The sequence below is a fragment of the Pseudodesulfovibrio mercurii genome, assembly GCF_000189295.2.
In the GTDB taxonomy this organism is placed as follows: Bacteria; Desulfobacterota; Desulfovibrionia; order Desulfovibrionales; family Desulfovibrionaceae; genus Pseudodesulfovibrio; species Pseudodesulfovibrio mercurii.
This window is the reverse complement of record NC_016803.1, coordinates 3,508,990-3,531,365: the sequence shown is the minus strand read 5'-3', so window position 1 is coordinate 3,531,365 and position 22,376 is coordinate 3,508,990. Positions and strand designations below refer to the sequence as shown.

At 52.3% G+C, this 22,376-nt stretch carries 22 protein-coding genes; 12 read left to right on the top strand and 10 right to left on the bottom strand.

From position 1 onward, the window contains the following. Position 1 precedes the first annotated feature (1 nt). The 3 genes from DND132_RS15870 to DND132_RS15860 are packed head-to-tail and all read left to right on the top strand — an operon-like array spanning position 2 to position 3,633. Positions 2 to 1,141 (top strand): AAA family ATPase, encoded by a 1,140-nt coding sequence (locus DND132_RS15870; RefSeq protein WP_014323781.1) that lies wholly within the window; start codon positions 2 to 4, stop codon positions 1,139 to 1,141. Further along, complete coding sequence (locus DND132_RS15865) at positions 1,138 to 2,760, top strand: type I restriction-modification system subunit M (RefSeq protein ID WP_014323780.1); 1,623 nt, start codon at positions 1,138 to 1,140, stop codon at positions 2,758 to 2,760. The genes DND132_RS15870 and DND132_RS15865 overlap by 4 nt, the downstream gene beginning before the upstream one ends. A gap of 18 nt (positions 2,761 to 2,778) precedes the next feature. Then, positions 2,779 to 3,633 (top strand): GIY-YIG nuclease family protein, encoded by an 855-nt coding sequence (locus DND132_RS15860; protein ID WP_014323779.1) that lies wholly within the window; start codon positions 2,779 to 2,781, stop codon positions 3,631 to 3,633. 23 nt (positions 3,634 to 3,656) lie between these two features. On the opposite strand, the gene DND132_RS15855 is transcribed toward DND132_RS15860, so the two are convergent. The 3 genes from DND132_RS15855 to DND132_RS15845 form a co-directional block, all read right to left on the bottom strand. Continuing rightward, entirely contained in the window at positions 3,657 to 3,965 is a 309-nt protein-coding gene (locus tag DND132_RS15855; protein WP_014323778.1) for a hypothetical protein, read from the bottom strand. Then, complete coding sequence (locus DND132_RS15850) at positions 3,958 to 4,284, bottom strand: DUF2958 domain-containing protein (protein ID WP_014323777.1); 327 nt, start codon at positions 4,282 to 4,284, stop codon at positions 3,958 to 3,960. The genes DND132_RS15855 and DND132_RS15850 overlap by 8 nt, the downstream gene beginning before the upstream one ends. 135 nt (positions 4,285 to 4,419) lie before the next feature. Further along, on the bottom strand, positions 4,420 to 4,851 hold the full coding sequence (locus DND132_RS15845) for a Ros/MucR family transcriptional regulator (protein ID WP_014323776.1): 432 nt from the start codon (positions 4,849 to 4,851) through the stop codon (positions 4,420 to 4,422). A 436-nt stretch (positions 4,852 to 5,287) separates the two neighbouring features. On the opposite strand from DND132_RS15845, the gene DND132_RS15840 reads away from it, so the two are divergent. The 9 genes from DND132_RS15840 (at position 5,288) to DND132_RS18095 (ending at position 14,155) form a co-directional block, all read left to right on the top strand. Beyond that, positions 5,288 to 6,136 carry a hypothetical protein gene (locus tag DND132_RS15840; protein WP_014323775.1) on the top strand — a complete coding sequence of 283 codons (849 nt, stop codon included), beginning with the start codon at positions 5,288 to 5,290 and terminating at the stop codon, positions 6,134 to 6,136. Positions 6,137 to 6,583: 447 nt separating this feature from the next. Next, positions 6,584 to 8,077: a primase-helicase family protein gene (locus tag DND132_RS15835; protein WP_014323774.1), complete on the top strand. Its 1,494-nt coding sequence runs from the start codon at positions 6,584 to 6,586 to the stop codon at positions 8,075 to 8,077. A gap of 286 nt (positions 8,078 to 8,363) precedes the next feature. Next, entirely contained in the window at positions 8,364 to 8,948 is a 585-nt protein-coding gene (locus DND132_RS15830) for a primase/helicase family protein (protein ID WP_014323773.1), read from the top strand. 546 nt (positions 8,949 to 9,494) lie between these two features. Further along, positions 9,495 to 10,094: a tyrosine-type recombinase/integrase gene (locus DND132_RS15825; RefSeq protein WP_014323772.1), complete on the top strand. Its 600-nt coding sequence runs from the start codon at positions 9,495 to 9,497 to the stop codon at positions 10,092 to 10,094. Between the two features lie 106 nt (positions 10,095 to 10,200). Continuing rightward, positions 10,201 to 10,437 carry a MerR family transcriptional regulator gene (locus tag DND132_RS15820; protein ID WP_014323771.1) on the top strand — a complete coding sequence of 79 codons (237 nt, stop codon included), beginning with the start codon at positions 10,201 to 10,203 and terminating at the stop codon, positions 10,435 to 10,437. 2 nt (positions 10,438 to 10,439) lie between these two features. Next, positions 10,440 to 11,462 (top strand): tyrosine-type recombinase/integrase, encoded by a 1,023-nt coding sequence (locus DND132_RS15815; protein WP_014323770.1) that lies wholly within the window; start codon positions 10,440 to 10,442, stop codon positions 11,460 to 11,462. A 66-nt stretch (positions 11,463 to 11,528) separates the two neighbouring features. Beyond that, a complete protein-coding gene (locus tag DND132_RS15810; protein ID WP_014323769.1) occupies positions 11,529 to 12,734 on the top strand; it encodes a hypothetical protein in 1,206 nt (401 codons plus the stop codon). 217 nt (positions 12,735 to 12,951) lie between these two features. Further along, positions 12,952 to 13,455, top strand: coding sequence for a dCTP deaminase domain-containing protein (locus DND132_RS18390; RefSeq protein ID WP_190275292.1), 504 nt, complete (start codon positions 12,952 to 12,954; stop codon positions 13,453 to 13,455). 10 nt (positions 13,456 to 13,465) lie between these two features. Beyond that, positions 13,466 to 14,155 carry a dCTP deaminase domain-containing protein gene (locus DND132_RS18095; protein ID WP_014323768.1) on the top strand — a complete coding sequence of 230 codons (690 nt, stop codon included), beginning with the start codon at positions 13,466 to 13,468 and terminating at the stop codon, positions 14,153 to 14,155. Between the two features lie 963 nt (positions 14,156 to 15,118). Here the strand turns inward: DND132_RS18095 and DND132_RS18380 are convergent. The 7 genes from DND132_RS18380 to DND132_RS15775 all read right to left on the bottom strand — a co-directional run bounded on the left by DND132_RS18380 (position 15,119) and on the right by DND132_RS15775 (position 22,057). Continuing rightward, positions 15,119 to 16,033 (bottom strand): hypothetical protein, encoded by a 915-nt coding sequence (locus DND132_RS18380; protein ID WP_014323767.1) that lies wholly within the window; start codon positions 16,031 to 16,033, stop codon positions 15,119 to 15,121. A 575-nt stretch (positions 16,034 to 16,608) separates the two neighbouring features. Beyond that, complete coding sequence (locus DND132_RS15800; protein WP_014323766.1) at positions 16,609 to 17,298, bottom strand: GntR family transcriptional regulator; 690 nt, start codon at positions 17,296 to 17,298, stop codon at positions 16,609 to 16,611. Between the two features lie 7 nt (positions 17,299 to 17,305). After that, positions 17,306 to 18,559: an imidazolonepropionase gene (gene hutI, locus DND132_RS15795; RefSeq protein WP_014323765.1), complete on the bottom strand. Its 1,254-nt coding sequence runs from the start codon at positions 18,557 to 18,559 to the stop codon at positions 17,306 to 17,308. Positions 18,560 to 18,593: 34 nt separating this feature from the next. Further along, entirely contained in the window at positions 18,594 to 19,277 is a 684-nt protein-coding gene (locus tag DND132_RS15790; protein ID WP_014323764.1) for an AroM family protein, read from the bottom strand. Positions 19,278 to 19,366: 89 nt separating this feature from the next. Then, positions 19,367 to 20,215 carry an ABC transporter substrate-binding protein gene (locus DND132_RS15785; RefSeq protein WP_014323763.1) on the bottom strand — a complete coding sequence of 283 codons (849 nt, stop codon included), beginning with the start codon at positions 20,213 to 20,215 and terminating at the stop codon, positions 19,367 to 19,369. A gap of 190 nt (positions 20,216 to 20,405) precedes the next feature. After that, positions 20,406 to 21,176, bottom strand: a complete 771-nt coding sequence (locus DND132_RS15780; protein ID WP_014323762.1) for an amino acid ABC transporter ATP-binding protein — start codon at positions 21,174 to 21,176, stop codon at positions 20,406 to 20,408. A 2-nt stretch (positions 21,177 to 21,178) separates the two neighbouring features. After that, a complete protein-coding gene (locus DND132_RS15775; RefSeq protein ID WP_014323761.1) occupies positions 21,179 to 22,057 on the bottom strand; it encodes an amino acid ABC transporter permease in 879 nt (292 codons plus the stop codon). Positions 22,058 to 22,376 lie beyond the last annotated feature (319 nt).

Genomic DNA, 22,376 nt, shown 5'->3' with positions numbered 1-22,376 from the left:
CATGCCTGAACCTGTCCCCTTCAACGATCTGTCCGATCTGGCCAAACACATGCGCGGCGAGTTGGAAAAGAAAAAGTTCATCCTGCTCTACGCCTACAACGGTACGGGGAAAACGCGCCTGTCCACGGAGTTCAAGAGCCTCGGCAAGGACGATAACAATGAGGGAAAACACGACACTCTCTACTTCAACGCCTTCACTGAAGATCTATTCACCTGGGATAATGACCTGGAAGGGGACAGTGAGCGCACACTGAAGCTCAACGCCGATTCCAAGTTCTTCGCTGGCCTTGGAGAACTGGAGATGGACAACCGCATCCGCCCATTGCTCGACCGCTACGCGGATTTCGATTTTCGAATCGACACGGATGAATGGAAGATACGCTTCTCTCGCACTGTCACGACCGGCGAAGGCGAAGACGCCAGAATCGACACCGTTGACAATATCAAGGTGTCGCGCGGCGAAGAAAACATCTTCATCTGGTGCTTCTTCCTCGCCATTGTCCAGCTTGCTCTTGACGGAGCCGAAGCCTACAGCTGGGTGAAATACATCTACATCGATGACCCGATTTCGTCACTGGATGAACAGAACGCCATCGCTGTGGCGACCCATCTGGCGAGGACGCTCAAGAGAGCGGATAGTACGTTAAAGACAGTTATTTCAACTCACCACACTTTATTTTTCAACGTGCTATGCAATGAATTGAAGCCGAGGAAAAAGAACCCAAACCGTTTTTTTCTGGCTCAAAATCGATCAGCACCGGGGTATCTTCTCCATAACACCGGAGACACGCCGTTCTTCCATCACGTGGCCGCGCTGGCCGAGCTATACGAGGCGGAGCGCAGCGGGAACATCTACACGCACCACTTCAACATGCTCCGCGCGATCATGGAGAAAACGGCCAGTTTTCACGGCTATGCAAATTTCTCCGACTGCATCAAACGACACGATGACGATATCGACGGCGTTCTGCATACTCGAATCGTCAACCTGCTGAGTCACGGCAATTACTCGCTCTATGAGCCGCGCGAGATGATGGAGGAGAATAAGGAGCATTTTCGCACCATCCTGCACGAGTTCCTCGAGCGCTACCCGTTTAATCCGATATTATTCAATGAAACCGACACGGAAGAGACTATATGACTGAAAGCAACCAGAAACGACTCGGCCAAATACTCTGGGACATCGCCGACCAGCTGCGCGGCGCGATGAACGCGGACGATTTCCGTGATTACATGCTCGCATTCCTGTTCCTGCGCTATCTCTCAGACAATTACGAGCAAGCGGCAAAGAAGGAGTTAGGGAAGGATTATCCCGACCCGAATGCGGTGGATAACGGAGGCCGCACCCCCCTGTCGGTGTGGTACGACAATAATCCCGGCGATATAGCCGCATTTGAAAAACAGATGCGCCGCAAGGCCCATTACGTCATCAAGCCGGACCACTTGTGGACGAATATCGCCTACATGGCCAAGACACAGAACGATGAACTGCTGAACACATTGCAGGAAGGTTTCAAGTACATCGAGAACGAGTCGTTCGAAAGCACCTTCTCCGGGCTGTTTTCCGAAATCAACCTCGGCTCGGAGAAACTGGGTAAGACCTATCAGAACCGCAATGACAAACTTTGCACGATCATCACCAAAATCGCCGATGGACTTGCGGATTTTACGACCGATTCCGACACGCTGGGCGATGCCTACGAGTACTTAATCGGCCAGTTCGCCGCAGGGTCAGGCAAAAAGGCGGGGGAATTTTATACGCCCCAGCGTATCAGCGACATATTGTCCGCCATCGTCACTCTCGACGGCCAAGATCCCAAGACTGGCCCCCGAAAAAAGCTGGCAAGCGTGATGGATTTTGCCTGCGGGTCGGGGTCGCTGTTGCTGAACGTCCGTCACAAAATGGTCAATGCCGGTGGCAGCGTCGGTATGATCTACGGACAGGAAAAAAACATCACGACCTACAACCTTTGCCGCATGAACATGCTGCTGCACGGGGTGAAGGATTCCGAATTCGAGATTTTTCACGGCGACACGTTGACCAACGACTGGGACAAGCTCCGCGAACAAAACCCCGCAAAGAAGCCGACGTTCGATGCGGTAGTAGCCAATCCCCCATTCAGCTACCGCTGGGAACCGAATGAGGCTCTCGGTGAAGATATGCGGTTCAAGAACTACGGGCTGGCACCTAAGAGCGCAGCCGACTTCGCCTTTCTCCTGCATGGGTTTCACTACCTCAAGGATGAAGGCGTGATGGCGATCATCCTGCCACACGGCGTCCTGTTTCGTGGAGGCAAAGAGGCCGCGATTCGTCGGAAACTGCTCGAAGACGGACACATCGATACGGTTATTGGACTACCGGCGAACCTGTTCTACTCGACGGGTATTCCCGTGTGTATCCTCGTACTCAAAAAATGCAAGAAACCCGATGATGTCCTGATCATAAACGCTGCCGAGCATTTCGAAAAAGGAAAGCGGCAAAACTATCTGAACGCCGAGCACATCGACAAGATCATCGATACCTACCAGCAGCGGCCAGAGAAGATTGAACGGTACGCCCGGAGCGTTGGGCTGAAAGAAATCAGAGACAACGACTATAACCTGAATATCTCGCGCTATGTCAGCACGGCCGAGCAGGAACCAGAGATCGACCTGAAGGCGACCCACGACAAACTCGTCGAGGCGGAGAAGGCGGCCAAGGCGGCCAAGGAAAAACACAACGGGTTTCTTAAGGAACTGGGCCTGCCGCTTTTACCGTAAGCATGACCGGAGCTTCTTATGTCGATCCCCTATTCCATACGTATGTTCCTTCCCGATGGTGACCCTGACGGTCTGCGGTTGATTGAAAAGTCCAACTGGACTGGCTTGGGAGTGGTCTTTTCACGCTCCGGCTACAAAGATGCCCTCAAGCGGGAAGAGTTCCAACGTACGGGCGTCTATGTGCTCGTCGGGACTTCAGAAGAAAGCAGTCTGCCGACGATCTACATCGGCGAAGGCGATCCAGTACGTCCTCGGCTGGACAGCCACTATGTCAAAAAGGATTTTTGGACCTGGGGTGTGCATTTTGTCACCAGCAACCAGAGCCTCAACAAAGCCCATGTGAAGTACCTGGAAAGCCGCCTCATCAAGTTGGCGAAAGATGCCAAGCAGTGCAATCTGGATAATTCCAATGACTCAAGTAAGCCGACTCTCTCTGAGGCAGATGTGGCCGACATGGAAAGCTTCATCCAGGACATGCTCAAAGTTTTCCCGCTGATAGGACTGTCCGTTTTTGAGAAGCCGGATCAAACCAGAGGGGCAAGGGAACTGCTTCACATCAAAGCCAAAGGCATCAAAGCTAAAGGCTACGAAACAAGTAGAGGGTTCGTTGTTCTTAAAGGCTCCGAAGCTGTAACTGAAGAAGTCCCCTCCATCCACCAATACCTCACCAATTTAAGGACTGATCTAGTCAAAAAAGGCGTACTTGAAGGTCGGAATGGGCACTATGTGTTCACCGAAGACTATATTTTCTCATCACCAAGTACCGCTGCTGGCGTTATTCTAGGAAGAAGCTCGAATGGCAGGACCTGTTGGAAGAGTCCTAACGGGATGAATTTAAAAGCGATTCAGACTGCGAATACGATGGAAGGCTAACAATTTGCGAGGCAATGTGATTCCTATCCCGCCATCACTTCCGCGATAACGTCCACAAACCGCTTCACCGTCTTCCTGCACAGAACCAACAGCCCCGGCACCATCGCTATCTCAGCAAGGGTGAAGTACCCCCACTTGGCGTTTTCGAAGTCGCCGTCTTGGACGACGTACCCGAAGTAAAGCCCCTTTCCATTAGCCTCCGTCGCCATCCAATGGGAGTCCGAGTCAAGACGGAAGAAGTGAAGCCATATCTCCTTGTCCTCGAAGAGGACGCCCTCGGATTCGCCCAGCCTGGGCATTTGAGACTCGTGCTTCCTCCATCCCTCAGCCATGCAGAGCCTCCCTGTGCCGTTCAGTCATGATCTCCGTGAACTCCCGCACCTGCCAGCCGTCCTCGATGCAAACCACGAACGGCCCCACCCGAAGCTCAGTCAGCTCCGACAGCGAAAAATACCCCCACTCCGCGTTCTGCATGTCGCCGTTCAGGATGGCGTAGCCAAAAAAGGTATCCTTCCCGTCGAACTCGGCGGCATACCAGTGGGACTCGCCCATGAAGAAATGAATCCAGATCAGTTTCTCCTCGGCGGGCGTGTCCTCGGTCTCATAAAGCCGGGGCATCCTGGGGATCAGCCCCTTGGCCTTGCTCGTCATATATCGCTCCTGCCGCGCCGCCTGGGCGCGTATTCTCAAAAAGTTGGTGAACCATGACCGGTCGAGGAGCCAACGTGCCCCTGCCCGGTCCCTGGCAAAGAGAAGGCCCGCCGTGATCACGGCGGGCCTTCCAATTTAGGCATCCTTGCCTGCGGCCTTCGCGGGCTTCTTCTTGTCGTCAGGTTTCTTGCCCGTCCGCGTCCAGAGCTTCATCTCCTTCATGCGCTCTGAGCGGGCCTTGGCCGTCTCCCGGCAGGAAAGCGGAGTCCGCTTCTTGTATCCCCACTTGGCCCGGTACTCGTCGGGCGTCAGCCCGTGCGACTCCAGGTGCCTCTTCGAAAGGGTCTTGAAGGTCCGTCCGCACTCCAGGCACACAATGGACTTGTTCCTGATCGCCCGCTTGGGGTCGACGGGCGGCTCCTGCCGGGTCGGCGCGGCCTCCCCGTTAGCCAGCTCGCGCAGGCCGTCGCTGAGATTCTTGACCATCTGACACGCCTCGTCGGCAGTCATGGGCCTGACCCCAGCCTGCGCTTCCACGATCCTCATCGCTTTTTCGACATGATCCATACTCATCTCCTTGTTTTAGCTTGAGATCTAAGGAGACGTCATTATCTCGCCCTTTAGGTTTCGTACACCCCGACGCGAAGACTTTCATCCAACTAAGATTCCTACCAAGCACATGAGCATAGTGTTCAAAAAATAACGCCGATGGAGAGGAATCCGCTAAAGCTACTATCTACTAACTCTGAGCGATGTGATCATTTGTCTCTGTTTACCCTATATTCATAATAATGGCGGCAGGGAAAATTTTGAGCGCTCCCCTCCCGTCTCCCAAAACTGCAGTTACCGAGAAGCGTCGAAAAAAATCCGCGGGTTTTACCGTGATCAAAGTCAAAAACGAAAACAGCGCAGGGAGGAACCGGCAAAGACCAAAATATCGAATAATCAGTCACACAACAGCGGTGAGCATATTAAAAACGAAAAACACAACAAGAGGTACAAAATGAAAGAGATATTAAAAGTGGGCATGATGGGGGATATTGACGACATCTCAGAAAGCGATGCCCCTAAGCGTAACGCCCTGATCAAGGCGTATAGGAGATACGGCAACGTCGCGGCCCAAGCCGCCAACAACATGGATGGCCTCGATCAGGAAATCGTCAAGGAAGCATGGGCAGAAGGAGGGGCTCACTCGGCTGCAGCTGCCGCAGTCGCTCATGTGCTCCTTCCCCGTATCAACTCCAAGCTCGAGGAGGCGATGGTTAACTCCGTCGTGCCAACGTGCATAGCCCTTAATCAGCTCGGCGTGTATCAGCCCAACGCAATCGCCCTGAGCATCAGCCATGGCATCGCACAGTACGTCATCGAGGACTTTACACGATGGGGTCACTTCCCTGTTGAAGTTGCCGTCAGCCGCGCGGATCGAGGTTACTGGGAGTCTGTAGGATCTGCCATAACGGTCATGAAGCAGGACTGTGTAGGCTGCGGGGCCGAATACGCAGCCCACACCCACCAGTTACTGGCACACAGCCTCGCAGACACAGCAGCAAGCCTAAACCTTCCGACAGGCTGGACTATGGGAATCATCCGTTCTCTACAGGACGAAACGGTCAGAGGCATCGCAGGCAGATACGAGGCGCGTGAAATCGACCCCAATCCCATCCGCGAGGCTATGGGCTTGGGAAGCAGAGGCCTCCGGCCAGGCGACATTGCCTACTATCTGGCCTGGTACCAGGCGCTTAACACCCACATCGTTGGGCTACACCAAACCGACTCGTGGAGAATGAGCACTTGGCCCCGAAAGAGACACATCCGCAAGAAGCAGGTGATTTCCATAGGCCAGGCTGCGTAACGGTCAAGTAATAGGTGGCCCCGACCTGGGAAGGTCAGGGCCACTACTGCGGCGGTCATCTTCCCCTGCAATCCGATTCCCAACGGCGTCCTCAGCCACCACGACCAACCATTCAACCACCATCAGGAAACAATTTTAATTAACCATCCTAAGCAATTAGCCATCAATGCCACTTATGCCATCAAAAACATTTAAAACAACACCGTATAAACAGGCCAAACTGGATTGGGGACTGCCAGTGGCGAGCGTGCCCCGGGTGCCCGCACCCGGGGCACAGCACAACGCTCCCGCAAAATAATTTTTATCCAAAAATGCTCTCCAACATGGGGAGTTCAACTAAATATAACGGTCAGCCGCACTCGCGCTGACGCTTCGCAGGAGTGTGCCACCGACAAGGAGTCGGAGGGTAGCACCCGGCACTAACGAAATTGTAGGACGGAAACCTGCATGAATGAAACGTCAAAGGAAATGATCCAGAAAATCCTGAACCCAAACTACGACCAGGGGATGATCACGGACGACAATGTCAGGCCAGAGGGACTACAAGCCCTCCTGTGCATGAACGAGATGTACTGCCAGGCCATGCACGACGGGGCCATGATGATCATGGAGCGTACCCACGACCATCGCGGAGCCAAAGAAATCAACGCGATGAAGAAGCTCGACCTGTACGACAGGCACGAGGCCGACACGATCTTGGTTAAGCACATGACCTCAAACGGCGAGTCATGGAAGCCGATGCAGATCGCTAAATACTGGTGTAAGTGGAAATACAAGAACCAGAAACTCAAAACCGTGTTCAGTCCCCGCCCCTTGTCCAAGGATGTAGCCACACGTTTTTTCAACATGTACCCTGGTCTATCAAAGGAACCGAAAGCGGGCGATTGGTCTCGCATTCAGACGCATCTTCGCGACATATGGTGTAACGGAGACGAGGAGTTGTTCGGGGCAGTTATGAACTGGATGGCGCACCTTGTACAAAAACCTTGGGAGAAGCCGGGCGTGGCATTAGTCGTCACCGGTGGAAGGGGAACCGGAAAGTCGACTATATTCGAATGCATATTTAAACCGATACTAGGAAGCCTATATTGCAAGGTTTCGCACCGTAACCACCTCTCAGGTAACTTCAACGCGCACCTTGCGACAAAGCTGTTAGTGGTCAACGAAGAGGCGTTCTTTCACGGGGACCATGAGGCCAACGAGGTTGTCAAATCGATGATCACTGAGGAGCTGATGGAAATCGAACCAAAGGGTGTTGATATTCGGGAAAAAGAAACCTTCATGAGGGTGGTGTTTTTGTCGAACAACGAACACGTCATCGCGGCATCGACGGACGAGCGTCGATACTTGGTTCTAGAAAGCTCATCCGACAGGGCACAAGACCAGGAGTACTTCAAGGGTCTCCGCCATGAAATCAACAACGGCGGGATTGAAGCGTTCCTCCACGCCTTGATGAGCTGGAAGATCGACATGGACAAGCTCAGGACTCCCCCCAGGACGAAAGGCCTCTTCAACCAAATGCTCCACAGCTTGAATCCATTCCAACGATGGACGTACGAAAAGTTTCTCCACATCGGTGACGACCACCCCTGTATCAAGTGGAAAACCAAGGTTTCCTCGGAGGATCTGTACCTTTGCTACAATGACTGGCGACATAACCTGAGGGACTGCGATGTGCGCACCGGTGCCAACAAAATAGCTGACGCCGGTGCCATCACCAAGGAGATCCATAAGCTCTTTGGATTTCCAAGAACCAGAATCGGAAACCAGCGCGGCTTCGTCCTTCCCTCCCGCGATGATGCACGCCAGATTTTCGAGAAACACGTCAAGATGACGGGCATATGGGACGATTTTGAGGCGGACGAAGGCGAGTTCTTCGACGACTCCTCCAAATCCGAATCCCGAGGCTTCGACGACCTGGACGACCTGCTCAACGACTAAGTCCAATCCCCAGTCATAACGCCCCCGGCAAAGCCGGGGGCTTTCTCATTGGATTAACCAATAAGGGCCTTTAGGGATTCCTCTGAAGGCCCTTTCCATTTCGTCAGCATTTTCGTTCTGCAAACCCAAAAATCCAATAAGGGCACCTCCTGAGTCGCTGTCACTACGACGCGTATCCGCCCCCTGAAAAATCTTTCAGTCCACATAAATAATATCTGAGAGGCATGAGGATCGTCCACCTGCCTAGCACACGTTCTAAATTATTATATGTAATACGGAGAAAATGATGTTGAACGACATAAATTTTCAGGAACTTTTCACCGATCTCGGCCTCGACTCGACCGTCAAGGGCGGTAACCTCGTCTGCCCGTTCTGCGGCAAGCACGCGTTCAGGGAGTACCACGACAACGGCGTCGCTCGGTGCCACGCATGCGGATGGGCAGGCAACGCCATCAACCTCGTCGAGCAAGTCGAAGGTGTGGATGAGGTCAAGGTCATCTTGATGCGCATGCACCTCAGCGATGTTGAGAGCGACGCTCGACGTTCATGGTATGAGGCTATTCGTAAGCTGGCTAAGGATCTCGACTTCCTGGCCCAAGCCCGCGCCTACTTCGCCTTCTACAAATCCGATCGCATGGGCGCGTCCTATTACCAGAATCAGTGCGGATACAGCCGATCTCATTTCTCGAGAGTTCTGAACGGCCAGTTCGAGAGAGTCTCGCCCAAAGCCTGGAATGAGATCGTGGCGTTCTTGAGGAGGTCGCTTAACGTCGACCAGCTCAGGAAAGACATGATGACGGGGTCGACTTATTGGCTAGAGGACATCAAGGACAAAGAATTGCTTAGGGAGTGCGTGAATAAGTTCAGATAGTCAGCCAACTTCACCTAAGGCAAACAGAAATGGGCATTTGTAGGCATGGCCTGCAAATGCTTTTTTTGCATTTCAGGGATGGCTATTTTGAAACACACGCGCTGTTTGGTTGCCCCACCCATCAAGTTCCATTCAGCCAATTACGATTCGGAATCCATTGAATGGGCCATTGTGCGCTGCGCGCATGACCACGCTCACCGGAAGAGGTGGGCGTTGCCCACCCAACCGATGAGCGATGCTCATTGCTGTATTTCTTGAAAGAAATCCACCCAGGCTGAATCGCTCCCGCCGCTTCACCTCTGCTTGCTATTATTTATCGGAACACTGTTTCCACGGATGTGCTTTTCCGCACTTTTCCAAAAAAATTAGCATTTTTCATCTCGACCCACGTTCACGGCAACTATCGGGTAATGTTAAGTTTTTCCTATTAGTTAACATTCTCAAAAAAACGGCTGTGATTTTGACAGCTTATCGACTTCCCAAAAACGTCCGTCTTGAGAATGTTAAAAAAGCACGCAAAAACAGATGGATACTTAACATTCGAAAATGAGTCCCAGAAACGACAACCACCCGCCCAAGGGAAGTTCCATCACCGTCGAGCCCATCCGCTCCCTGGACGCAATCTCGGCCATCAAAACGATGCTCCACGGCAAGCCGCGTGACCTGTTGTTGTTCGTCATTGCGACCAACAACGGCATCCGTTGCGGAGACCTCCTGCGGCTCAAGGTCGGAGACCTTCGCGGCAAGAACGTCGACGACACCATCGCCATCAAGGAGTCCAAGACTGGCAAGATTAACGTCCTTGCCGTCAACGATTCAGTCCACGCGGCACTGACGCGGTTCCTCGCGTCAGGCTCGCTTAGCGACGGCGAGTACCTGTTCCGTTCACAGAAGGGAGAGAACACGCCCCTGACCATCCAGTCCGTCAACCGCATGGCCAAATCGTGGTGCCGCGATGCTGGCCTCAAAGGCAACTACGGAGCCCACAGCCTGCGCAAAACCTTCGGCTACGTGCAACGCGTCCACTTCGGCGTCGGCTTCGAGGTCCTGTGCAAGCGTTTCAATCACGCCTCGCCAGCCGTCACCATGCGCTACCTTGGCATCAGCGACACGGAAGTGGTCAGTATCCTAAAGAATTCAATTTAATTGGGCGAGGCAAGTTTACTTAGGCCCCCGATTTTTAGTCCTATGAAAATGGAGAGAGCGACTCTCCCCGTTTTTCCATCAACCATAAAACTGGAGGTTACCAACGATGAGCAGACCGCTCCATGTCGAAAGACACTTCTTCAACCAGCGCGAGGCAGCTGAATACTGCGGATACAGCACCGCGAAATTCAGGCAGTTCGCTAAGGAGTATGACATCCCGAAGTGCGGCCCGAACAGGGACAGGTACCGCAAGGTAGACCTGGACAGCTTCATGGCTTGCCCCGGCGACTTCTTCAATCCCCTGCGCGTGCGCAAGGCCGGGTTCGTCCCGGTGGAGGTGTAGGGATGGCGGTAGGAATCACCAAAGACGGGCGCTGGTTCGTCCAGTACCGCGTCGCCCACAGCAAGAGCCCGAAGAAGGAGTATTACGGGAAAGGGACCGAGGCCAAGAAGGCAGCCCACGAGCGCAACGCAGAGATCAACCTGATGAAGGCTCGCAAGGAAGAGATCAGGACGGGGCACATCTACCTGGACGAGCTCGGACAGATCTACCTCAACCACGAGAAGGCCCGTGGCCGTGAACGGAAGTTCCTCACCGAGATGGCGAACAGGCTGAACAACTCGTACCTCCCTGCGCTCAACCACGCGCCGATCCACAAGCTCAAGGCCGAGGACTTCAACGTGTTGGCCCTTGAATACGCAGACCTGTCGCCTAGCTCGTTCAACCGCTACATCACGTACCTGAACGTCATGTTCAACTTCGGCGTTGAGTTCGAGTACATCGAAAAGAACCCGATGGCGGCTTGGCGAAAGCGCGTGCTGAAACGCGAGAAGCACCGCGACTTGCCCATCGACAAGGACGACATCGATGCCATCCTCGCCCACTCGCCGCTGCACGTCTACAAGGCGATCAGGCTGATCATGAAAACGGGCTGCCGTCCGGGCAAGAGCGAACTACTCAAGATCAAGTACAGCGACGTGGACTTCCACAACAAGCTCGTCAGGATTCGCGGAACCAAGGCGGCCAGGAGCGACAGGTACGTCCACCTTCTCGACGACATCCTTGAGGAAATCAGGGAATGGCAGAAGACGGCGACTTCCGAATACATAGTCGAGTACAAGGGCGAGCCTGTCCAAAGCTACATTAAGGCATTCCGCACCGCCGTGAAAAACTCAGGCATCGACAAGAAAGTGGTGCCCTACCATCTCCGACACTACTTCGCCTCCAGCCTGATAGCCAAAAAGGCCGATATCAAGGCGGTGGCCTCCGTCATGGGCCACTCCGGCCCGGCGATGCTGTTCAATGTGTACTACCACCTGATCGGCGACGGCGAAAAAGAAGCTATCGAAAAGCTGTCCGAGAACTAAGCCCACTAACAGCTTGGGTGCTGTCTTGTTGCCCCGAGCGCTATCTTTCCAAGCCTGGACACAACAATGAAAAATCCCCTTTCCATCGCGAATGGTAAGCTCGTCAACGACGGGATGCAGCCAACCGCAAAGGCCAAGCTCGCCCTTCTGACGGATTCCGAGGACGGCCAGCCCTCTTTCTCGTTCATCCTCGAAAACCTGGGACTCCACGCCTGCATGGAAGCCATGGATGCCGCATCCTACAAGCAAGAAAATTTCATCGACAAGACGCTCAGGTTGCTTGTCCTAGACGCGGCGTACCGCGTCATGCCCTTATGGGAAAACGCCGAAGTCTGCCAGGATGGCCTCAGAGACCTCATGCGCATGGCCCATCTCTGCGCGCACGGGGAACTGGACCACGAGGAACTCCAGGGACGCCTCTGGGAAGTGGCTCAGCCCATCATGAGGGAGCGCCTGTCACACGGGGAAATGAGCGTGGCGAAGGAGGCCAGGGACTGCGCCCTGCTCTCCGCGTCCCTCAAGCTGATCCCGGCCCTGAACCGTGCGGTCGAAGCTATGCAGCTACACCACAGCATAACGGCCCGAGTCAGCACATACGCCTGCAAGGGAAACAAGGGGCACGCCCTGCGCTACGCCTGGGAGCAAGGCGGAGCGATCTCCTTTGGCGCAACATACGGCGTCACGTCCAAGCACGTCCTGGCCGCCGTCGAAGCCGAGATCTGGCACGTGGCCTACACCATCGCTGACGAACTCTTAGGCCTTATCCGATACGAGATTGTCGAGATCAACGAAAAGGAGATGAAAGTGTTCCTCTTGGAGGCCCTGGCATCAGCAGGGAAGGACATCGCGGAAAATGTCGTTCACAAGGGCGCACGGCGCGTTATCGACGCGGCTATGGTTGCTGGATCGTTCGAGGAGGCAAAGGGTTTAGCGCACGATGCCGCTCAGGGAGTTTTTAGGGACGCCTGTTCCGATCCCGACATGTACGAGGAACTTGCGATCGGCAGGACTGCCATCGCCGCTGCCTGTCACGATTTCCAGGACGAGGACACCTTCGCTATCTGCCACGCCCTGTACCATTTCCATGAAGGGAGCTTCTACAAGGTCCATCCGCTCAATCAAAATGCTGATGAGATCACACGGAAGATCGCCCTGGACGCCAGGAATGGGCTTTGCTTGGAGCAAATGGCGTATCCTGCGGCAAGCCGCTACGCTGGAAAGGCTGAGACAGGCATCCTGGCTGAAGTACTGGGGCGACTGTTGGCTCCATAATATTAGACTCAACAGGCTCCGCTGCTACGCGAGTCGATATTTCCCGCCAATAGGGTGAAACAACAATTGCAACCAACTGACTAAATTATAAAATAATAAAAAGATAGTTAGAAGGTCAAAAATATCTCCCTAGAAACTTGTTCTTTCACCGCCAAAAGGCCTTGAATCACGAACTCATTTTTGATATAGAATTAAAAATAAAAAAATGGAGTATTTTATGGATTTACTGACAAAAACTAACATCAAAATTCTAGCAACCCGCGACTACGAAATGATAACCCATTTCGAAGAGTCAAATCTTCACAGCGTATTTTACCATTTTCGCATCGGCGATTTTATATTTAATGACAAAAATCGAGAAATGCAATCTATCACCCTCCAACCTCAAGAGAGTGTTGCCGTGATAAGTTTCGAACGTTTTAATATTCCAGATAATATTATTGTGTCCATCTCTACAAAATCAACTTTAAATCTAAAAAAAGTTGTCATGTTCGCTTCAGCATACATTGATCCGTTATTTGAAGGTAGACTTGAAGTTTTACTCTTAAATACATCACAAAATACAATTAGCCTTAATAAGGGTGACATCTTAGGAAAGCTATACTTTTACAGATTTAACAACAACGATGATGTTTTTCACAATTCTGACGCTGACAGTGAAGAGCTTTTAAAACGGAAGAAATATTCTATTAGTGATGATGTTGGTAAATATTGGTCTTAGGAGTATAATAATGATAGCGAATAACGACCTTAAATCATTATTGACGAATGATCCTAGCAGATCTGATAAAGTTCGTATCATTAACGCTGACTTTGATAACAATCTAAAAATGAGTACTTACGACTTTCGAGTTGGTGAGCTCTACGTCTGTGGAGACCAATGCAGCTTCACTGAACTGAAAAAAAACCATGACCATGTCATGATATATCCAGGAGATAAATGCACATTTGCCACTCTAGAAAAAATATTTATGCCCTCTACAAGAGATATTACGGGCCTTGTTGCTTCTCAAGCACGTCTTTCACTTAAGGGTGTATCCAGTATATCAACATTTGTTGACCCTAACTGGGAAGGTGGAGAACTTTTGATAACCATTGCAAACAATGGCTCACATCCTATTAAAATGAAATACGGAGACACTCTTTGTAGAGTTGCTTTTTTTAAACACGCGCAAACCATATCAAATCCAATTACTAGCGACTTATTAACATCATATCTCAAAGATTTGGACAAAGAAAACTATAAACAAAAACAGCGGAAGAAAAATTTATGGGCAGCTTACATAATTATTACTGGACTTATAGCAGGAATATCTTTTTACTTTGGAGACACCAACACTGCTGCTATAGTAGCAGCATTGTGTTTTTTCATGGGCAACAGGGTCTTAAATCGCATTGAGCGGGTAGCCTTTTCATATTAACACAACATAACCAAAGGGTAACTGGTTACAAATGTACCTCAGGTTGGATTCGTACACAGCTAACGAGTTCGCCAGCAAGCCACCTTCCTAACCCTTTGGTTTTCAGACGTGAGAGTATGTTGGGAAAACGAAAAGATTGGCACACGAAGCCGCTCAAAGCGTTTTCAGAGACGGATCTTGCGCAACCCATCACGACTTCGAGGACGAGGACACCTTCGCCATATGGCACACCTTGCACTATCTCCACGAAAAGAGCTTCTTCACGGTCTGACGGCTGTAGGCGCTTCCCGGTGCTATTCGTCTTGCATGTTTTGCAATGGATCGCAGATCATGACGGACTGATCGTTAATCAGTAAGTCGTGACTCTAACCGCTTGGGATCACGCAAATTCTGGGAAAACCTTAAATCATAACAAATCAAAAAATCAAAAGTAAACGCCCTAAAATCATGTATTTTTCCTTGGTATACCGAGTGTATACCAGGATACGCCTTTTGGTCCCGGTATACAAAAATTGGCAAAATAAGTTCAATTATTTCAGCACTTATTTTCCAGACATTTTCTTCGTAATCAGTAGGTCGTCGGTTCAATTCCGATTCCTGGCTCCAGCGAAATCAAGCGCTTATGAAAAATCATAAGCGCTTTTTTAGTATTTAACCTGAGGCCAAAGACTGCGTCCTGCTCTCCGCGTCCTTCAGGTCCCGGTCCTGCACTATCTCCATGAGGGGAACTTCTACAAGGTCCATCCGCTCAACAAAAAGGCTGATGAGATCGCACGTGAGATCGCCCTGGACGCAAGGAAGGGGCTTTGCTTGGAACTGGTGGCGTATCCTGCCGCGAGCCGCTACGCTGGGGAAGTTGAGACAAGCATCCAGGTTGAAGTCCTGCAACGGCTTTTGACAAGCACTTAATATCACAATTCAGTGGTCCAACAAAGTGTACCCACTTCTAAATGACACCTATTTCTATGCATCTACATGATCGTAGTCGACAATACACCACCCGCAGTCATCGAATTTTAAATTATACTTTGTCGCAGGAAATTCCTGATCAATCATAGTACCATTTACTATCGTTCTAATTACACCGGAGACAACAACGGATGCCCATTTCCCAGTTACATTTTCTTTATATGAGAGTCCGTTCACATCATATGAAGTTTTTTCTACATTTCTTTTTGTCTTGACTCTCAAACCAAACAACTCATGGCAGTATTGATAATATTTTTTTTCTTGCTTAGAAGATTCCCAAAACAAAGATGATTCACGTGGGCATTTGAACATCATGCCTTGTCTTGATTCAAAAAATGATTCAATAATACATTTTGGTGTTGCAGATTTAAAATCTGGTAGCTGATAATCAACCACATCAAAGCATACGCTATTGATGTAAGTTGTTAACACATCGTACATATTATTGAGTGATTCTGCCGCAAGATTATCGGTTTTAAAGACTTCTCCAACAACATTTATACTCCAATATCCATTAGCTGGAACGATTGATATCAAGCTGTCACTTACTTTTTCTCTGCACCTTTCAGTGAAGGGTCTCATATCCTCCGACAAGTTGTTGTCCCAAACCGGCCCAGCGACATCGTGAGCTAGGGCAAACAACTCAACAGCGCCACCAACAATGCCCGAACCCAGTCGACTAACCTTTGACCGGGCAAACAACATCCAGCCACATTTATTAAGGTCGACATCCAACTCTTTATCCAGATGGTAATTGAGGCCAAATGGTTTCAAAGAATCAGTTCCGATCTTATCCAGGAACTCCTCCACCAACACACCGTATTGCTTTTGGTATCCATCTTTGATCTCTTTAATTTCTTTATTCCGATCTATTTTATCAGAGATCGTATTTCTTATTTTGTTGAACATAACACCCCCGTTCTGCTCGTCATGTTTACCAGATGTACACACCTATCCGTTGCAGGCGAGGCTACCGCGCTAGGCCTACTCTTTAATTAATCTATACACGGGTAAGAATACAAACAAACTTTCCCGCCCATTTAATAATTCCTCTTCATATCCTGTAGATACGAGGATAAACTATTTCTCCCCAACAAACTAAAGACAAAGCAAGTTGAATTAATTATGCGCCTATCATCCATACATTTTCAAAAGCCAGTAAGTCGTCCCTCTAACCGTTTGGGAGCACGCAAATTCTGGATAAACCATTAAGCATAATAAATCAGAAAATAAAACTAACCTCCAAAAATTTATGAATTTTATTCTGGCATACTTAGTGTACACCAAGATACCCCCTTTTGCCCCACTATACAAAATTTATCGAAATAGGTTCAATTATTTCAACACGTATTTTCCAGACATTTTCTTCGTAATCAGTAGGTCGTCGGTTCAATTCCGATTCCTGGCTCCAGGAAAGATAAAGCCTCACAGCGTGTTATGACGCTGTGAGGCTTTTTCATTAGACGGACTGTTCTGGCGTCTTCTTATCTTCGGCCCAGGCGGGGTGCTTGCTCCTGGGAGCGGATCTGATCTATTACGAAATCTTTTCCGTTGGGGATATAGTCATCCACCCATTTCTTTGCGCCTTCCACGTCGCCCGCGAGGACCATCTCCGTCATCTGGCGATGATTGGCGACCTCATTTTGCGTGTCATCCCGATCGTTCTCGATACAGGCGATGATGACCTGCAGGGTCTGCATCAGGCTTTCTTCCAGTTCCACGAGCTTCAGGCTCCCCGTCAGTCCCACAAGGGCCTTGTGGTAATTGATGTGCGCATTGGCGATAACCACCTGGTCATCCTGGTTTGCGACGGCTTCATACGCGGACGTGCTGTCTTCCAGGGCGCGCAACAAGTGATCGGGGGCCGTGGAAATGCACTCACAGGCCTTGATTTCCAGGATATGGCGGGTCAGGAAAATGTCGTCTATTTCATCAAGACTCAATTTCCGAACCGAGGCCCCCTTGTTTGGCAAATGCACCACAAGCTCTTCCGTCGACAGGATACGCAGGGCCTCCCGCACCGATCCTCGGGAAACTCCAAGAGAGCGGGAAAGCTCAACTTCCTTGAGTTGATCCCCAGGCAGAAAGGCTCCCTTGAAAATGGCGCGCCGCAGTGTCTCGGCTATTTTTTCAACGCCGCTCACCTCGGCCCTTTTCGTCAGATCGGTTTGCATTATTCCCCTACTTTGTCGCTTGCCAGATAACGTTCCCCTGAGAAATCGCCGCCTCTACCAGGGGGGCACCGATTGCCGTCCCCAGCTGGTTTGGATGTTCACAATTGAAAATTGTTACATCGCCGCGTTTCCCCACATCCAATGAACCCCGATCCCGATTTTTACCCAGCGCGTATGCGGCGTTCAAGGTTGCGCCGACAATAGCCTGCGCGGGCGTAAACCGAAACCAGGAACACGCCGCAGCGATGGTCAGCGGCAAAGAGGTGGCCTGAAAGGACGAACAGTAATCGGTAGCCACGGCCACGGGCACGTTGTTCTCCATGAACAGCCGTCCGTTGGCCTTTCTGTCATCAAGATAGAATTGCTCGGCTATCGGCAACAGCACGGCAACGGTGCGCGTGGCTCCCACGGCCTGGATTTCGGCATCCGGCGTATAGGTCAGATGATCCGCGGAAAGCGCGTTTCCCTCGACGGCGGTACGCCAGCCAAGGGAATCGGAAGAGGCATCCGCATGAACACGCACAGGTAACCCCAAAGCGTGAGAACACTCAATAAGTTCTTTCGCCTGCTCCTTGGAAAAGTCACCGTTCTCACAAGAGAGGTCCTGGGACTCCGCGATGCCCTGCTCCAGTACCGCCGGAAGCATCTCGTTCTTGACGCTTGCCACGAACGCTTCGGCACTGCGACCGTCCTGAGGAGCAATGTGCGCCCCGAGAAAGGTGAACACGATATCCATCCGGGTCTGTTTGGAGGCCTCTTTGAGCAAACGCAAAAGACGCAGTTCCCCATCCCTGTCCAACCCGTAACCGGATTTCACCTCAAGCGTGGTCACGCCGCCGGACGCAATCTGTTCAAAGGCCCGTACCGCCTGGCGCACGAGAGCTTCATCGTCGGCCCTGCGGGTGTTCTCGATAGTGGACCAGATGCCGCCGCCCTCTTCCCGAATCTCCCTGCCGTCGGCTCCCTCGAGCCTGCGGACGTATTCCCAGTGACGGTTTCCGGCAAAGATCGGATGCGAATGGCATTCCACCAGTCCCGGCAGGACAGTTTTGCCGGTGGCGTCCAAAACAGGGGCATCATCGCGAAAATCGTGCAGGACACGGTCGGTCCGCCCCACGGCGACGATCTTCCCCTCCCGGATGGCCACGGCCCCGTCGGGGATGATGTTCAACTCCCCCTGGGCCCTTCCCGCCCTCGGTTGATTGCCGTCGGAAACACAGGCCAGACTCTTCGCATGCACTATGGTCAGGTTGCCTTTCATTTCATCCTCCACTGGACCAACTTGAAAAACAGACTCACATGAGCTCCTGAAGGGCGCGGGCCATGATGCTGGTCGCATTCAATGTCGCGATCCCCGACACGCTGCGCACCAATTGGCGCTGCTCCTCCGTGAAGCCCATGTCGTCCAACAAAATATACTTCGCCCCGGACGCCTTTGCCGTGCGCGCCGCCTCGGAGAGGCGCTCTTTTCCGTCATACGGAGAAGAAACCGCTGTCGACACCCGTGCGGCGTAGGGCTGCCACTGCGCCGGGGCGGCGGGCATGTCGGACTCCGGCCCGATTACACACAGGTGCGAGTGCCGGGCCACTGCCGCGACAACGCAACGGATAAACGTAATGGGCTCTATGAGCCGGGGCACGGCGTGCTTGAGCGCCGGGAATTCACCGGAACAGAGCAGAAAAAATATATCGCACAGCGTTTCAAGCTCCCGCCCCGCGGCGATCAGACGCGGAAGCAAATGCCTTTTCGCGATGCACACACCTTTGGGCTCACCGTTCTCCCGAAGCACGCAGGTCTCTATGCCCGGTTCTCCCTCGACGGGAGCAAGGTTTCTGATGGATTCCTCGGACAATCCGTCAAGCCCGCCCCGCTGTACGAACCGCACATCGGGCCCCAGGATTCCGCGCAGAGAGGGCTCCACATCCGTACGGGGCGATTGACCGAGGGTCAGTATACCAAGCGTAAATGTATCTTTCATATCTCCCTGTCAGGGGAAAAATTCCTGTTGTCAGACAAGGAGAAGCCACCCTTGGACAAGAGTGGCTCCTCCAGACAATTCCACGAGACCTAATTGACGGCTTTACCGTTGATCAGCGGTTGAGTCAGAGCACCGGACTCGGCTCCCCACTTCTTCATGATCGCCATATAGGTGCCGTCGGCGAAGACCTTCTGCAGCGCCGCGTACACCGCGTCACGCAGCTGGGCGTTGTTCTTGCTGAAAGCGATGCCGTAAGGATTGGACTCCAGCAGCGGTCCGACGGCCACAAAAGCCCCCTTCTGCTGCACATTGGCCCAGCCCAACGCCTCGGGGCTCAGAGCGGAGGCCTGAGCGCGGCCCTGCAACATCTGCATGCGGGCGGAGGCGGCAGAGTCGACGGCCATGATGTTGATGCCCGCCTTGCCCTTGGAAACCAGGTTGTCCTCATTCCATTTCTGCATGGTGGTCAGGTAGTCCGTTGCAGCGGAAACGGCCAGGGTCTTTCCGTCCAGGGCCTCGAGGTCGGTAATCTCACCCGCAAGGGCCTTTGTGGTGAAGCACTGGGTCCCGGAATTGAAGTAGTCGATGAAGTCCAAGGACTCACGGCGGACAGCGCTGTCGGACATGCCGGAGATGACCATGTCGACACGCTTGGTGTTGATGGAGTTGATCAGCTGGTCGAACTGCTGGTCATCGTACTGGATCTTGACGCCCAACTCCTTGGCGATGGCCTCGACCAGCTCCACATCGATGCCGACCAGGGTATCGGTACCGGGCTCCTTGAATTCCATGGGCGGGAAAATACCGTTGATGCCGACAATGATTTTTCCGCTTTCCTTGATGGAGTCAGGCAGCAGATCGCGGCTTTCGCCGGCAAAGGCCGTCCCGACCAGACCCAAGACGAGCAAACACAGAACAATGGCGGTGAATTTCTTCAAGACTCTCTCTCCTCTCACCTTTTATGGAATGGGTTACAGTTCATACGTAATACGGCAGAAGGCATGGGCCTGAAGGGACAACAATCCATTCATCCTCACGAAGGGTTGCGCCTTCCGGCAAACACCTGATCCCGTATTGGCCGTAATTATTACGAAATTGAGGGGCACTTTTCGCTCCCGGAAGCTGGGATCAATCGATGGAACCCAGAAAAGCCTTTGTGCGCTCATGCCGGGGGCTCTCGAATATATCGATCGGGGTCCCTTGTTCCAACACGTTGCCCTCGTCCATGAAGACAACTTTGTGCGCCACGTTCTTGGCAAATTCCATCTCGTGGGTGACCACGACCATGGTCATGCCGCTTTCGGCAAGGTCGCGCATGACCTTGAGGACGTCCCCCACCAGTTCAGGATCCAAGGCGCTGGTCGGTTCATCGAACAGCATGAGTTCGGGCTCCATGGCCAGGGAACGGGCGATGGCGACACGTTGCTGTTGGCCGCCGGAAAGTTGTTTGGGAAATCGATCCGCCCAATCGCGGAGTCCCACCTTTTCCAACAACTCGTAAGCGCGGGCCCTTACCTCTTCCGGGTCCTTCTTCAACACGGTAACCGGGCCTTCCATGACGTTTTCCAGTGCGGTCATGTGCGGGAAGAGATTGAAACTCTGAAAAACCATCCCGATTTTCATGCGCATCCTGCAGAGCTCGTTTTCATTCTGCTCGTACAGTCGGCCATTGCGCTCGTTTATCCCCACCAATTCGCCGCCGACATAAATCCGGCCGGCATTAATCCTTTCCAAGTGATTGATGCAACGAAGAAACGTGCTCTTTCCGGAGCCGGAAGGCCCAAGCAGGCACAGGACCTCGCCCTTGTTCACTTCGAGAGTGATTCCTTTGAGAATCTCGTGTTCGCCAAAGGATTTATGGACATTCAATGCCCGAAGCATCGGTTCGGTTTGAGGCATGACTAGGCTCTCCCCTGTTGCTTTTTACCCAAAACATTAGACTTGAAGACAGCAAACAGGCTCCGACGGGCGGAGAACGAGTGCCCACGATTGAATCTGCGCTCGATTCCCACTTGGAAAAAACTCAGCAACGTCACGACGATCAAGTACCAACCAGTAGCAACTATGAGCAATTCCATGACCTTGGCATTGACGAAATAGATAAGCTGCGCCCGATGCAACAGTTCGGTAAAGGCTATGGCGCTCGCCATGGAGGAGGTCTTGAGAAGACCTATGAATTCATTCCCCACCGGGGGAACAATGACCCGCATGGCCTGGGGCAAAACAATTCGCCGCATGGCCGTCAGACGGGTCATCCCCAAGGTTGTCGCGGCATCGACCTGCCCCTTGTCCACCGAGAGAATGCCGCTCCGTACGATTTCGGTCATGTACGCGCCCTCATTGAGGCCGAGGCCGAAAAGAGCGGCAACGAACGGCGTCATGACGTCCACCATCCGGTATTCCGCGAAGCCGAGATTCACGATCGGGAAGATCAGTGCCAGATTGAACCAGATCAGCAATTGCAAATACACGGGGGTGCCGCGGAAAAGCCAGATGTACAGCCCGGAAAACCAACGAGTGACGGGATTCTTCGACAGCCGCATGACGGCAAAGACAACGCCCAGAATCAGACCGACAATCATGGAACAGACCGTGATGAGGATGGTATTTCCCAGGCCACGGATGAGCGCCGGCGAGAAAAAGAACTTGCCCACCACGGGCCAGTCGATCTGGCCGACGATGAATGCGTTGACGATGAGGCCAAGGAGGGCGATCAGGATGGCACCTGAAACCCAGCGCCCGTAATGCCTAAGGGGAATGATCTTGTCGTTTGTTTCCATCTCGATTCCATTGGTCCTTGGTGCCGCGATACGTTCCGGCCTTGCAGTCGGTTTCGACTGGATAAGGACCGAACAGGCAAATATTGTCCGACAATCTTTGTCCTACAATATTTCCGGCGTCAAGCGAAACTTGCGGAGGGCCCCGCCTGGACTGCCGGCGTTGCATTATTGGTTACTCCCGATGCGAGGTTACCGACATTGTCATTGATCTGGGAAAAGACAGGAAGGAGATGCAAACCGACCGATAGGGCCCACGTTACCGGACCGCCCAGCGCTTTTGCATGGTCGTCCGACGCGCTGCGCCGCCCGGCGGGACCAG